The 14,287-nt window shown below is 53.2% G+C and carries 12 protein-coding genes and 1 tRNA gene; 5 read left to right on the top strand and 8 right to left on the bottom strand.

The features are described 5' to 3' along the window. Positions 1–8 precede the first annotated feature (8 nt). The 4 genes from yihA to rpmH all read right to left on the bottom strand — a co-directional run bounded on the left by yihA (position 9) and on the right by rpmH (position 3,080). A complete protein-coding gene (yihA, locus tag ABFZ83_RS00715; protein ID WP_411817515.1) occupies positions 9–653 on the bottom strand; it encodes a ribosome biogenesis GTP-binding protein YihA/YsxC in 645 nt (214 codons plus the stop codon). Next, positions 650–2,449: a membrane protein insertase YidC gene (gene yidC, locus ABFZ83_RS00710; protein WP_411817514.1), complete on the bottom strand. Its 1,800-nt coding sequence runs from the start codon at positions 2,447–2,449 to the stop codon at positions 650–652. Before yidC ends, yihA begins: the two co-directional genes overlap by 4 nt. Before the next feature lie 89 nt (positions 2,450–2,538). Continuing rightward, positions 2,539–2,937 (bottom strand): ribonuclease P protein component, encoded by a 399-nt coding sequence (gene rnpA, locus ABFZ83_RS00705; protein WP_411817513.1) that lies wholly within the window; start codon positions 2,935–2,937, stop codon positions 2,539–2,541. A gap of 8 nt (positions 2,938–2,945) precedes the next feature. Beyond that, positions 2,946–3,080 carry a 50S ribosomal protein L34 gene (gene rpmH, locus ABFZ83_RS00700; protein WP_411817512.1) on the bottom strand — a complete coding sequence of 45 codons (135 nt, stop codon included), beginning with the start codon at positions 3,078–3,080 and terminating at the stop codon, positions 2,946–2,948. A 383-nt stretch (positions 3,081–3,463) separates the two neighbouring features. Between rpmH and ABFZ83_RS00695 the strand changes: the two genes are divergently transcribed. The 3 genes from ABFZ83_RS00695 to ABFZ83_RS00685 are packed head-to-tail and all read left to right on the top strand — an operon-like array spanning position 3,464 to position 7,076. Further along, a complete protein-coding gene (locus ABFZ83_RS00695) occupies positions 3,464–4,207 on the top strand; it encodes a TVP38/TMEM64 family protein (RefSeq protein WP_411817511.1) in 744 nt (247 codons plus the stop codon). A 2-nt stretch (positions 4,208–4,209) separates the two neighbouring features. Next, a complete protein-coding gene (locus ABFZ83_RS00690; RefSeq protein WP_411817510.1) occupies positions 4,210–5,625 on the top strand; it encodes a dihydrolipoyl dehydrogenase family protein in 1,416 nt (471 codons plus the stop codon). Positions 5,626–5,633: 8 nt separating this feature from the next. After that, complete coding sequence (locus tag ABFZ83_RS00685; RefSeq protein WP_411817509.1) at positions 5,634–7,076, top strand: sensor histidine kinase; 1,443 nt, start codon at positions 5,634–5,636, stop codon at positions 7,074–7,076. A 7-nt stretch (positions 7,077–7,083) separates the two neighbouring features. On the opposite strand, the gene ggt is transcribed toward ABFZ83_RS00685, so the two are convergent. After that, the gene (gene ggt, locus ABFZ83_RS00680; protein ID WP_411817508.1) at positions 7,084–8,898 is read right to left on the bottom strand and encodes a gamma-glutamyltransferase; all 1,815 of its coding nucleotides are present in this window, start codon (positions 8,896–8,898) and stop codon (positions 7,084–7,086) included. A 205-nt stretch (positions 8,899–9,103) separates the two neighbouring features. On the opposite strand from ggt, the gene ABFZ83_RS00675 reads away from it, so the two are divergent. Further along, a tRNA-Arg gene (locus ABFZ83_RS00675) sits at positions 9,104–9,180 on the top strand. A 45-nt stretch (positions 9,181–9,225) separates the two neighbouring features. Here ABFZ83_RS00675 and ABFZ83_RS00670 read toward each other — a convergent pair. Beyond that, a complete protein-coding gene (locus tag ABFZ83_RS00670; RefSeq protein ID WP_411817507.1) occupies positions 9,226–10,101 on the bottom strand; it encodes an LEM-3-like GIY-YIG domain-containing protein in 876 nt (291 codons plus the stop codon). A gap of 723 nt (positions 10,102–10,824) precedes the next feature. Here ABFZ83_RS00670 and ABFZ83_RS00665 point away from each other — a divergent pair. After that, positions 10,825–12,096 carry a dicarboxylate/amino acid:cation symporter gene (locus tag ABFZ83_RS00665; protein WP_411817506.1) on the top strand — a complete coding sequence of 424 codons (1,272 nt, stop codon included), beginning with the start codon at positions 10,825–10,827 and terminating at the stop codon, positions 12,094–12,096. Between the two features lie 128 nt (positions 12,097–12,224). Here the strand turns inward: ABFZ83_RS00665 and ABFZ83_RS00660 are convergent, their stop codons facing one another. After that, a complete protein-coding gene (locus ABFZ83_RS00660; RefSeq protein WP_411817505.1) occupies positions 12,225–13,034 on the bottom strand; it encodes an aspartate dehydrogenase in 810 nt (269 codons plus the stop codon). 109 nt (positions 13,035–13,143) lie between these two features. Then, positions 13,144–14,037, bottom strand: coding sequence for a LysR family transcriptional regulator (locus tag ABFZ83_RS00655; RefSeq protein ID WP_411817504.1), 894 nt, complete (start codon positions 14,035–14,037; stop codon positions 13,144–13,146). Between the last annotated feature and the right edge of the window lie 250 nt (positions 14,038–14,287).

The raw sequence follows: 14,287 nt of genomic DNA, 5'->3' as shown, positions 1-14,287 counted from the left end.
CAAAACCTTTACGAAGAGATCAGGGCGTGAATATCCGCACGCAAAAGGTCGATCCCGTCGCCTTTTTCCGACGATGTCGCCCGGATAATCGGATGCGCGGCGGGCCGGCGCGATATTTTCTCGCTCGTGGTCCGCATGAGATGCTCCAGCGCCGTCGGTTTGATCTTATCAGTCTTGGTTAGCACGACCTGATAGATCACAGCGGCCTCGTCGAGGAGGTCCATGATCTCGATATCGCTGTCTTTGAGGCCATGGCGCGAATCGACCAGTACAAAAACCCGCCGCAGTACTGACCGCCCCTGCATGAAGGCCTTGGTCAGCGCAATCCATTGTTCGGATTCCTTTCGCGATGCCCGCGCATAACCGTAACCCGGCAGGTCCACGAGCCGGAGTTGGCCTTCAAGGTCAAAATAATTCAGCTCTCGTGTTCGGCCCGGCGTGTTCGATGCGCGGGCCAAACCGTTTTGATTGACGAGCGCATTGAGAAGCGACGACTTGCCAACATTCGACCGTCCCGCAAATGCGACCTCGGGCGGCCCTTCATCAGGCAGACCATCAAGCTTGGCAACGCCAAGCATAAAGACCGCCGGACGCGCAAATAGAAGCCGACCGGCTTCTATTTGTTCTGGCGTGAATTCGTCTGGGTTCGTCACTTTGCGTCGCCAGCGGCGTCTTTCTTTGCGCCAGGAAGTTTGAACCGCTCACCCCAATCGATGGAAACGCCGTTCTTTTTCATGATCAGCCATTGCTGCAAGATCGACAGCGCCGTGTTCCAGAACCAGTAGAGGACAAGACCGGCCGCAAATGGCGCGAAGATAAACACGAAGATGAATGGCATCAGCGCAAAAATCTGTGCCTGAACCGGATCTGCGGGCGGCGGGTTCAGCTTGGTCTGGAACCACATGGCGATCCCCATCATCACCGGCAGCACACCAATCGCCAACATACCGCCGATGAGCGGAAGCACCGTCGGGTCAAATGGCAACAATCCAAACAGGTTGAAAATTGTTGTCGGATCCGGCGCAGACAAATCTGAAATATATAGGAATGGCTGGTGCCGAAGCTCGATTGTGACGAACAGCGTTTTATAAAGCGCGTAGAAGATCGGCATCTGCAACAGGATCGGAAGACAGCCCGCCAAGGGGTTCATCTTTTCCTTTTTGTAGAGCGCCATCATCTCCTGCTGGAGCTTCATTTTATCGTCAGCATATTTCTCCTGAAGCTTCTTAATCTCCGGCTGAAGCTTCTTCATCTTCGACATCGACTCGTAGCCTTTGTTGGCCACGGGGAAGAGAATGAGCTTGATGCAGAGCGTCAGAATCAGGATCGCAATACCAAAATTACCGGTTAAATCGCCAAAGAAGTTCAGAGTGTAAAATATTGGTCTTGTTAGGAAAAACAGATGTCCCCAATCCACGGCCTTATCAAAGTCGCGGACATTAAGACCGCCCTTTTCAACCGGCGCTTCATAGGACTGAAGGAGATCGACATCCTTCGGGCCGCCAAAGATGTATGAAGTAATATCCACCGATTGGCCGGGCGCGATAACTTCACTCGGCATGAGATAAAAGGCTTCAAAAATCGGGTCTGTCTTGTCGCCCCGGTTAAGAAGATGCGCCTCGATTTGCATGTCACTTGGCGGGATCGCAGCGGCAAGCCAGTTCTTATTGGTGATCCCTACCCAGCCACCTTCGCCGGAAGCATTTACCTTTTTGTCTTTGTTTTTGGTCAGCGTTTTATATTTACGCTCGTATAGAGTGTTACCGATGACACCGAGCGGACCTTCATGAAGGATCATGAAGTTACGATAATCTTCGGGTGTGTTGCGCTGGGTCACGGTTGCATAAGAGCGCAAGGTCCGTTCGGACGCGCTATTGTTCGTAACGCGCTGTTCGACCTTGAACATATATTTATCGTCGATCGAGATTTTTTTCTCGAATACCAAATCGCCTTTCGTGCGCGTCAGCGTAATCGGCGTGCTTGGTGTCAGCACGGAACCTTCTTTGAGTTCCCACACGGCATTGGTCGCGTTTTCGCGGCCCATCATCCAGCCCTGCTGTACGAAGTGACCATGTTCCGTTTCCGACGGGCTTAGAAGGCGAATTGGTGGGCTCGTCTCATCGGTTTCCTGATGATATTGAAGAAGGACCAGATCATCCAAACGACCGCCATTAAGATTGATCGATCCCTCTACCGTATCGGTTTTGATTTTCACCCGGTTGCCGGCTGTCGCCAGCGCCTCTTCTACGGTTTGTTTTTTATCATCAACCGCCGCGCCGCCACCGAGCATTTCTGCGTCGTCATTACTCGCGATTGTCTCAGCTTGTTCAGCTTGCTTTGCGCGCAGCGCTTCTTGTTGAGCTTCGCGCTGGGGTCCGGCGATGAAAATATCCCAAACTAACAGCACACCCATCGAAAGGGCGATCGCCAAGATCAGATTGCGGTCCATGAATAATCCCGATGATTTCTCGCCGACGGCGTTTTGCCAAATGCGGATATGTTAAATGAGCGGGGCAAAACCATTTCGCCTCGCCCGTGTTATGTAAGGTTGCTGGTGAGCCTTAAAAGGGAGCGCTTCATGTCGTCAAGCAGCGCGTCGTAATTGCGGTCATACGCCGCTTGCCGCGCGATCAGCACATAATCCACGCCAGCGCAGGCATATTGCGGAAAAATCTCCCGTACAGCAGCTCTTATGCGCCGACGGATTCGATTTCGGACCACTGCCCCACCTAATTTTTTTGTAGCGGTCAGCCCAAAACGCGCGACAGAACCGTTTTCGGGGTTGTGCCGCGCGAGCATTAAAAATGAAGGGCTATGGGCTTTTTCTGCGTTTCGCATCGCCAGAAAATCGCGGCGTTTCCGTATAACGCCGACTTTTACGACTTCGCCGGGAGCGCCGGTTTCGGCGCTATCGCCTTGAAACTGCTCAGGTTTCAACGAAAGTCTTAAGCTGAGAGCCGCTTACGGCCCTTGGCGCGGCGAGCCGCCAATACGCGTGCACCACCCTTTGTCGCTTTACGCGCACGGAAACCATGGCGACGCTTGCGCTTCAATTTGCTCGGTTGGTAAGTCCGTTTCATCGTTCAGTCCTCTAAAGGCGGGTTTCCACAGCAACAGGCTGCGAAAATAAATATTCTCGACAAGAGGCGGGGGCATAAACCGGCTAGCCGCAATCGTCAACACTATTGCCGCGAAATTCGCCTCAAACAAAGCGATTCTGGGGATAACCAGCAGGAATACCGCTCTAGGCCACGGCGCTCTTTCCATAGATTCTGCGGGCTGCCGATCTCTATATCTCGCGCATGTGATCACGCGCCAAGGCTTCGTGACCGCCACAGGGGCAAAAAGCCGCTAAAAGCCTCTGTGAATCATGCCCCTAATCGAGCGGCAGCGCCGCGCGTGATTGTGGTAAGGTCCATTTCCGCCCTCGCCTGAGGGTTCTTTTTTAAAGAGCGCAATCATTATGTCGTCAGAACTCTCCCCGTCCAAAACGGCCGTTAAACGGCTTTTGCCGATCGCTGTGATTCTGATCGCGCTGGCGATTTTCTTTGCGCTCGGTCTGCATCAATATTTCACGCTCGACACGCTGCGGGATAATCGCGACGCCCTTCGTGACTGGGTCGCGGCGGAGCCGATCATGGCGATGGCAATTTTTGTCGCTGCCTATGCGGCGGCGGTTGCGATCTCGTTTCCGGGCGCGAGCATTTTGACGATCTTTGGCGGATTTCTTTTTGGGCTTTGGCCGGGAACGCCCCTCATCGTTTTTGCTGCAACTTTGGGCGCGACCATTATCTTTATCGCTGCCAAGACAGCGCTCGGAGATATGCTCGCAAAAAAAGCCGGCGGCTTCGCCAAGCGTATGGAACAGGGCTTTCGCGAAGGCGAGTTGAGTTACATGTTTATTTTGCGCCTCGCGCCGGTTTTTCCGTTTTGGGCCGTTAATATCGCTGCGGGCCTTATGGGCGTCTCTACGCGGAATTTCATCATCGGTACATTTTTCGGCATCATTCCCGGCTCATTTGTCTATGCGAGCATTGGCGCAGCAGCGGGGGCCGCATTCGATGCGGGCGAAGACATCAGCCTTTCTGGCGTGTTGTTCAAACCGGAGACGATCATACCGATTGTCGGTCTAATCATTCTCGCCCTCATTCCCGTCATCATAAAGCGTTTTTCAAATCGCTCTATTCCTACGCAGGAACAAAACTAATCATGGCAAAAACTATTTCTGCAGATATCTGCATTATCGGCGCAGGTTCCGGCGGTTTATCGGTTGCCGCCGGCGCGGCGCAATTGGGCCGCAAAGTCGTTTTGATTGAAAAAGGCGATATGGGCGGTGATTGTCTGAACACGGGCTGCGTTCCGTCGAAAGCATTGATCGCTGCCGCAAGTCGCGCTCATGCTATTCGGCATGCGGATAAATTTGGCATAAAATCCACCGAACCAGGTATCGATTTTGGCGCCGTAATGGACCACGTTCATTCTGTCATAGACACGATTGCGCCGGTCGATAGCCAAGAACGTTTCGAAGGATTGGGCGTCACGGTCATAAGGGAGCATGCCACCTTCATCGGACCGCGCGAGGTCGTCGCGAACGGGCAGAAAATCAAAGCCAAGCATTTTGTTATCGCGACCGGATCAACACCTTTTGTACCGCCAATTGATGGATTGGCGTCGGTCCCGTTTTTTACGAACGAAACGATTTTTGAAAACAGAACACGCCCCGACCATCTTGTGGTGATTGGCGGCGGCCCGATCGGCGTTGAAATGGCCCAGGCCCATCGCCGACTCGGCGCAAAGGTTACAATCATCGAAGGGGATCGCCTGCTGAACAAAGACGACCCTGAACTTGCTGCCATCGTCGCGCAACAATTACGCGATGACGGTATAGACATTATTGAAGGCGCAAAGGCCAATAAGATTATCAAAGCGGATAATGGTGTCGCCGTGAATATCGACGACCGCACGATTGTCGGCTCTCATTTACTGGTTGCGGTTGGGCGCAAACCAACCGTTGACGGCCTCAATCTAGAAGCAGCGGAGGTCCAATATGATCATCGCGGCATCAAAGTTGACGACAGATTGCGAACCTCGAATAAACGTATTTACGCGATCGGTGATGTCGCTGGCGGCCGCCAGTTCACTCATGTTGCCGGATATCACGCATCCGTTCTGGTCCGGAATATCCTGTTTAAAATGCCTGCGAAAAATAACGAACATCTGGCACCACATGTCACCTACGCGGACCCGGAACTTGCGCAGGTCGGCTTGGCCGAAAAAGCAGCACGAGAACAGCACGGCGACGCCATTAAAGTCGTTCGCTGGCCATTTTTAGAAAATGATCGTGCCATCGCAGAACGCGATACGCGCGGCATGGTAAAGGTCGTGACCGACAAAAAGGGTCTTATCTTGGGGGCCGGCATTGTCGGCAAAGGCGCTGGCGATCTTTTGCAACCCTGGACCTATGCCATTACGAGCGGCGAGAAAATAAAATCATTCACTGATATGATCGCCCCCTATCCCACGCGTGGCGAAGCGAATAAACGTGCGGCTGGTGATTGGTACACAAAAACCCTATTCTCCTCACGTACACGTAAACTGATCAGCCTTTTGGCGGTATTCGACTGAGACATGAGATGGCGTCCATTCCAACGCTAGCAGCGACAAAAACAAGGCGGTCATTATCAGCAAAACTCTTATTGCTGACAGTTTTGTTCGTCTTCATTGCTGAATTGGTTGTGATGGTTCCGTCAATTGCGAAACAGCGCGTTGATTGGTTCACCTTACGTATCGAGGCGGCCTATCTGGTCGCGCTTGCCCTTGAAGGCCCCAGCAATGAATCCATGGATGATGAGTTGGTGCGCCAGCTTTTTTCCACCGCGAATATACAAGGCGTGACCATCAACAATGACGATATGCGTATGTTGATACTTGCGCCTGAGGTTAACCCGCACGGCGCACCAAACATGAAGCGCGTGGATCTTTCGGATCAGGATCCGATCAGTCTTATTGTCAATGCGTGGAGTACGATGTTTTCCCGCGGTGACCGGTTAATTCAAGCCACAGGTGCACCGCAGTTCGCGGCCGATCAGAATGTCGACATTATCGTATCACAACGATCTTTGCGCGCCGACCTTTATGCCTATGCCCGTAATATTCTGGTGCTCTCTCTAATCATCTCTACCCTGACGGCCATGCTGGTTTATTGGGCGCTCAATCGGATTATTGTTCAGCCGGTTCGGCGGTTGACGGCAAATATCACCGCGTTTGACGCCGATCCGGAAAATCCGCGCGGCATTCTTGAACCATCAGGCCGAACAGACGAAATCGGCATTGCGGAAAAAAGCCTTTCGGATATGGAGCGCAGCGTTCGTGATCTTCTCAATGAACGGCGACGTCTTGCGGCCTTGGGCGCAGGTATATCGAAGATCAGTCACGATTTGCGCAATATCCTCGCCTCAGCGCAATTGATGTCAGACCGTTTATCGAAATCCGATGATCCGAGCGTTCGCAAACTGACACCGCGCCTACTATCGGCGCTTGATCGCGCGATCACCCTTAGCCGCGATACGTTGACATTCGGCCGGATGGAGGCACGGCTTCTCGATAAATCGCCGATTATCCTGCACGACCTTGCCGAAGAGGTCTTTGAGGACAACGCGTCGATGCAGGTTTCGAATGCCAATAACATTGATCCCGTATTGGAAATATTGGCTGATCGCACCCAGCTTTACCGTGCGCTGTTCAATTTGGTCCGGAATGCAACCGAAGCTCTAACCGGAGCCGTTCCCGCTGGCATTGATGGTGACGTTCAACCGGTGGTTGGTGAAATTCGCATGACTGCAAATATCGTTGGCGATGTCATTGAAATTCGCGTCTCGGATACGGGCCCCGGCATTCCCGAACATGCCCGCGCCGAATTATTTGAACCCTTCAAAGGGTCGCAAAAACCGGGCGGATCAGGCCTTGGTATTGCGATTACCGCTGAAATAATTCGCGCCCATGGCGGCCGCTTAACCCTTGCGCGCAGCGATAGTTCGGGGACAGAGTTTTTGATCACCCTGCCCCACAAAACTTGATTAGCGATTAGTCAGTTTCGACCGTTCCTGTCTGCCAAACACCCTCGCGACGCGGGTCTGCACCCCCATCATAAGTGCCGTCAGGCAGCAATTTGAATGCGTGGACGCCGCTGGTCAGGCCAGACTGCGTAATCGCATGCCCCTTCGCCTCTAGGCCCGCAACGATTTGCGCGTCAAACGCACCTTCTTCGAGCACAGGCTTACCGCGCGGATATACAGCATTTGGCAGATTGATTGCATCTTGCGTCGTCATACCCCAATCGATCATGCCGAGTAGCGTTTTGGCGACATAACCGATAATCGCAGGGCCACCGGGCGAACCAACCGCAGCCCATACGTCCCCCTCCGCATCAAAAACAATGACCGGTGCCATAGAGCTACGCGGGCGCTTACCGGGAGCCACAGCATTCGCCACCGGTCGGCCATCACGCACTGGCAGGAACGAGAAATCCGTAAGCTGATTATTTAGAACCATCCCCGCAGCCATCAAATGACTACCGAAGGCAAACTCAACCGTCGCCGTCATGGAAACCACATTGCCTTCACTATCGACGATAACGAAATGGCTCGTTGACGGAGGTTCTGGCGACACATCAGCGCCATATTGCTTCCATGTCCCATTTGCCGGGTCATAATCATAAGAAGACGGGTCACCCGGCTCTACACGTTCAGCGGCTTTTGCAGGGTCAATCAAGGCTGATCGATCCGCGAGATATTCGGGGTTCAACAAACCGGAAACGACCTGCTCCGCTGTTAAACCACCATCTTTTGCGAGGTTCTCATTATCCGCGAGGTAACGATTTCGGTCCGCATATGCGAGCCGGCTGGCCTCAAACAAAAGATGTAGTGCCTCTATCGAACCGGCTCCCGCACCGGCAATATCAAACGGCTCCAGCATCGAAAGTATCTGTATGACCGTCACGCCGCCAGAGCTAGGCGGTGGCATCGAGCAAATATGATAAGCCCGGTAATCGCCACAAGCCGGGTCTCGTTTCACGGGCTTGTAGTTCGCCAGGTCTTCAAGCGTCATCCCACTTGGGTTCGGCGCATTATTGACTGCCTCGACAATCGCCGTCGCAATAGGCCCTTCGTAAAACGCATCTGCACCGCCAGCAGCAATCGTTTTTAGGGTCTGCGCATATTCCGGATTTTTGAGCGTGTACCCAACCGGATGCGGCGCGCCATTCTCGCTATAAAAATAATTTCCCGCCGCAGGCAACTGTTTCAATCGCGGAATACGATCAAGCAATCCGTTCAGACGCGGCGAAACCTCAAACCCGTTTTCCGCCAGCGTCGCGGCACGTTCAAAATTTTCTGCCCACGGAAGCCTGCCGTGGTCCTGATGGGCGAGCTCCAACATCCGCACAGCGCCCGGCACGCCAACCGATAACCCGCCGACCACCGCATCGTAAAAATTCATTGGCTCGCCATTTTCCTTTAGAAAACGCTCTGGCGTTGCCGATGCGGGCGCGACCTCTCGCCCATCATAGGTCTCTAGCGTCCCCGCTTTCGGGTCGTAATGGATCATGAACGCGCCGCCCCCAAGCCCAGAGGACTGTGGCTCCACAAGGCCCAAAACCGCCTGTGTCGCGATCGCAGCATCGACCGCCGAACCGCCGCGTTTAAGGATCTCCGCACCAGCCTCAACCGCATAAGGGTTCGCCGCAGAAATAAACCACTGCCCTTCACCGGCCTTGTTTTCGCTTTGGGCCGCATCCGCGCCTTGCCCGGCTTCGGGCGTTTTCGCGTCTTGATTTCCGCACGCGACAAGCAGCGCCGCGAGACTTGAAATCCCCAATAGCTTCAATCCGGTAACGTTCATTCTTTCCCTCAAATCTATATCTCAGATGCATATCATCTGAATTCGGTCGGTTTTCTTCATACGCCAGCCAAGCCGTGCTTTCGACCCCCACAGTGTCACAACTACAAATTCCCGCAAATCTGTGGAGAATCCTTTGCCTTGGGGTATTGCTTTTATCCGCAGCTTGGGGTTAAACCCGCGCCTCGCGTCACATTACGGACGCACTGCACCGGTAGCTCAGCTGGATAGAGCACCAGACTACGAATCTGGGGGTCGGGAGTTCGAATCTTCCCCGGTGCGCCATTCCACCATTGTTTCGAACTAGTTATTATATTTTCATAAGGCCAATCAATCACCGCGTTCGACATCGAGAGAATGGTAAAGTCCGCCATCGTTACGCCCATAGAGAAATTTGAATCGTCCAGCTCCATCGAACTCCAATTGTGCTGGAGAACCAAAAGACTTGGCACCGCCTCGCGCCCGTATAATTAGAGACCAGTTCTTTTCGAGCAATTCCGTAACGATTTTATCGTCAGGTTCCTCGCGAATCATCTCCCACTTTCCGTGATTCACTGAGCAACGCTGCCAAGCTGCAATCTTACATGCAATCACGCTGACGGCGGGAACGCCGACGTAACCCACTGCATATCCGCAAGGAGGTGGCGCACTCTTGCGACCGTACCAACTCCGCCTTAACGCCTCGAAAAGTAGGTTTGGATCCGCCGCACTGCCACCAGACTTGACCCGTCTATTGACCTCATTCTCAACCTTGAAAAGATGCACTAGGTTAATTGGGTGCGACGGATTGATGGGGGAAGCTGCCTCCCTGCGAATTTGATATAATTCGGACCACCCATGGTTTTCAGTTTTCGGCGCTTGTACTTCGTTCGTTAGCTCAAAACCGATATTGGTAATCGTTTGAATCAAGGCTCCTTCGATGTGACTTGCTTCATCCGAATCGCGCAATTTCTTGCGAACAATAGCAACGCGCACCTCCAAGCCTGTATTCCAGATTTGGTATATCCGACGGGTTTTTGGGGTCCACTTTATAAGGCCACGAATTGCATCTCGCGTTTCATTAAAATGTGAGCCAACCCGCTCTTTCAGGCCTTGCCCAACGTAAAAGATTGATTGGTCTTGAGGATCGATCAGAACATAAACGTACTTACCTAGGTACCTGTCTTGTAAAAGGTCGAACGGTTCAGATTGCTGGAGAGCTTCCATTATCATTCGGCTCCTTATTTAGAGACTTAGAATCAACACATTAGCATAATATGGTCCTGAACGGCCTTTGATGGATATATTTTTAGGATCCCAACATTTGTAACAGAACCCCAGTGCGCCATTTACCATACACGTTGCATTGACGCTGCCGAATTGCGGTGCGGAACAGATACGTTTGCTTCACTCGTGTACGCCCGTCTCTCTTAGATAATGTGGTCATAACGCCAACGTATCACAACCAAAGAGGCGACAGCCGCTCTTTGTACCGATTTTCCCGATCGCGCAGTTAACGCTTCCCCTTCGATAGGATCGTATCAGGCGCATTTTCCTTTCAATGGGAAACACAACACGAAACTTCATCCGTACATTCAGCGGCCTTCGAATGGGGTGGCCATTTTCGCAAGACGCTAGTGACGTCGTGTAGCGAGGCCCAATAGGATTCGCTGATCTATTTCTCTGATGGTCTAACTGATGCTGTTTTCAAAGCGGCAATAAATGTTGTTTGCCTGCGCACGACCGTGCTGTTTCATTTCCCGGACATGGCATAGACCCGCCCATTTCATTCGATTGGCCAATGGGGATCGACAAAATTCGACCGCACCCGTTGCACAACACGCAACGCGCGCATCGCGAATGAGGAATATCTCTGGCGTTCGTGCCTGATATCCTTGTTTTTTTCGCGTTTTAGCGGATCACGACTGACTGGTAAAAAAGAGGGCTAAAATGATTATCAATGCAGGACGTTTTTCATGGATCATCTTTGGCTCACTGGCGCTTGGCGCGCTGGTCGGCGTGACGTTAGACGCCGTGGCCTCCGACGGCATGATCGAACTTATGTCCACAGTCTTCAGGACCATCAGTACAATCTTCCTTAATTTGATCAAGATGGTGGTCGGTCCGCTGATCTTCGCCACGCTGACGAGCGGCATCGCCAATTTTGGAGACGGTAAATCTGTCCTTCGCGTTGGGGCCAAAGCCATGATTTGGTTCCTAGGCGCATCAGTTGTGTCGCTCGTCCTCGGCACAATGATGGCACTGCTACTTCAACCTGGTGCCGGGCTAAGTATTCCGATGCCGACGGGCCCGACCGAAGCGCCGCTTGCGGCTGAGCTTTCAGCGGAAGACGTGATTACGGGGGCGTTCCCAACTTCGGTGGTCAACTCGCTCGCAACAAATAACGTCCTGCAGATTGTGGTATTTTCGGTCTTCGCAGGTATGGGATTGTCGTCTCTGGGAGAGCGCGGTTCAGTCATACGCACGGCCGTGGCGCAACTAGCGGAATTGATGCTGAAGATCACGACCTATGTCATGCTATTTGCGCCGCTCGGTGTTTTCGCGGCGGTTGCCGGCACAGTCGCCAAACAGGGCGCGGGCGTGTTCGGCGCAGTCGCGTGGTTGATTGCCGGCTATTATATTGCGCTTGGCGTTCTAATTCTTGTTCTACTCGCTATCGGATGGTTTATTCTGCGCGACAGATTGCCTGCCTTTTTGCAAGGGTTGCGCGAACCGGCAGCCATCGCCTTTTCGACATCCAGTTCAGAAGCCGCCTATCCACGTTTGTTAGCAGCGTTGGAACGGTTCGGCGTACCGCCGCGCATTGTCAGCTTCATCCTACCGCTCGGTTATTCTTTTAATCTTGATGCATCAATGACCTATTGCACATTTGCATCGATCTTCATTGCGCAGGCTTATGGTATCGAACTGCCATTAGGCATGATCGTTTCCATGATGTTGATGCTCATGCTTGCCAGTAAAGGTATAGCGGCGGTGCCGCGCGGCTCGCTAATCGCCCTTGCAGCCACCCTGCCCCAATTTGGTTTGCCGGACGAAGGGATCTTGTTGCTATTGGGTGTAGACCACCTACTGAACATGGGCCGGTCAGGCACCAACGTATTGGGCAATGCGGTGGCGGTAGTCGCGGTGGCAGCATGGGAAGGCAACGAACGAACTGCCGAAGACGAGGTCGAGCAAAATCCTGTCGCTAGTCCGGTATAATCTTACTGACAGCGACGATACTGCTCACCAAATCATAAACCAGAAATACAAAGAAGGGCGCGGCCATCATGAACCGCGCCCTTTTTACTGTCTGGATTTATGCACTTGTCCCTTTAAGCGCGCTTAGGTCAGCCGAGTCGGATAATGCTTTCCTGACGCACCAGAGCAGCCAGCACGCTCGAGCTGACAATGGCTGATGATTTAGGATTGTCGCGTTCTGCGATGCCACCCATCTGCAACTTCAACACGCAATTGGGCGTTTGCACTTCCAATTCTGCGAGGTTGCCGTTTGCAGCCGGATCCGCAACCAGTTCAACTTTCGTTGCTTCGAAGCCTACGCCGCCGATTGCAACACTGGCGGCCAAATTGGCGTTCTTCGGATAAAGGCTTGCCGCTTCTCGCGCCGTACCGCGAAAAAACACGAGCGGTTCGCGCAGCGCATCAAGATCGAACTCGCCATCTGCGGGCGTATTGCGCCAAGCCTTGGCTGGTTTCGTTGAGCGATAGGTCACCGTCGCTTCCGAAGACAATGCCATCGCCAACAATCCGTCAAAACCGGCAAGCGCACCTGTCGGAACGATGATGCGCGATTGACCTTGCCGGGCAGCGGCGATCAGATCGGCGTGGAGTTGTTTATCGGCCAAGATACCCGAGGAAAGTAAATAGAGATCGCGACCCGCGCTTAGAATGTCTACCCCATATCGGCGGGCAGACGCATGGCCGACCGTTTCGATCACCGCATCCAACGGCATCCGAAGTAGATCTTCGACGCTTTCCAACACGTCCGTTCCGCTCGGCAGAAGATCGCGAATGGCTGCGCTCTGACGAGGTCGCGCGCACACCGCAGACAATTCCCACCCTTTCGGTGCCTGCTTTGCCCAATCCCTCGCAAGCGATGTCCCAATCGCACCCATTCCGAAAATTGCCGCACGCTTCATACAGCACAAGATCCTTGTCATTGCATTTGCTGACAAGATTCAACATTTGGCCGTGTCAGAGATAGAACGCTGATTACCCTCCCCTGTTGCGAAACATGCAACGGTAATCCTAGCGATGCTCCTCAATGGCGCTGCGCAGGGTCTTGATGAAAAGATTGACCAATCGTGGGATGCGTTGTTGTTTGTATACGATCATATCAAGCGAGCTATCATCGAAATTTGCGTCCTGAAGTTGTACGCAATGGGCGCGCCCAACCTCCTGTTCGCGTAACGCCGCGCCACGCGGCAAAACCGCAATTCCCGCACCAGAACGAACAAAATCGCGTAACGCCTCGAACGAGTTACTTTGCAAATTCGGCTGCAATTGAATTTCGGCTTGGGCCAAGGCGCGGTTAAAACGTTTCCGGACGCCGAAATCAGACGCAGGCAAGGCCACATTGTAATCCACGAGTTCAGCGACCGGCATCGCGCGCCGTTCGGCCAGTGGGTGGTCTTTTGGCACCACCACAAGAACGGGTTCGGCGAACCGCGCGACGGTTCTGATCAGGTCATCGACGTCGGCACTGAAGGTAATGCCGATATCGCATTCTTGCTGACGGACCGTTTCGACGACCGCCGGCGCTGGAAGGATCTCGAATTCAAAGTGAACATTTTCATATTGTTGATTGAACTCATAAATCGCTTGCGCTGGCCCAGCCGAAACGACGCTTTCCACCATAGCGAGTTTGATGAGGCGCTGATTGCCGCGCAAATCGTCGAGATCTGCGCGCAGCGAATCGAAGCCTATCACGACATCATCTGAATATTCGGCGACCATTTTTCCGGCATAGGTCAGCGAAAGGCCATTGACCGATCGGCGAAACAATTGCGTGCCCATCTGCCGCTCCAAAATGGCCACCTGCCTACTAACCGATGACGGTGCCAGTCCAAGCGCGTCACCAGCTTTTCGCATCGATCCGGTTTTCACCACACTCCGGAACGCCCGCAAAGGGTCGGGGAACATATATAAGCCTCCGTCAGCGATCACCCGACGGCATTGTGACAGATTTGTGCAATGCAAAAAAGTCACACCGCGAGTTTAGTTGTAAAATTGACGTTTCGTGTTGCGCCGCGGCAATGCCCAGCATGGGGTCATGATTCTGCGATAAACGGCAACTTTACGCACGAATATGCTGCGCGCCCCTCCGCGACGTTGCGGATATTGCAACAGGGGGGAGCGAACTTGGTGCTTTTTTCGCGAAGAGCAATTCGAT

Origin of the sequence: Hyphococcus formosus (assembly GCF_046736345.1) — a bacterium.
Taxonomy (GTDB): Bacteria; Pseudomonadota; Alphaproteobacteria; order Caulobacterales; family Parvularculaceae; genus Hyphococcus; species Hyphococcus formosus.
The sequence above is the reverse complement of the archived record's forward strand: the minus strand, read 5'-3'. Positions and strand labels throughout refer to the sequence as shown.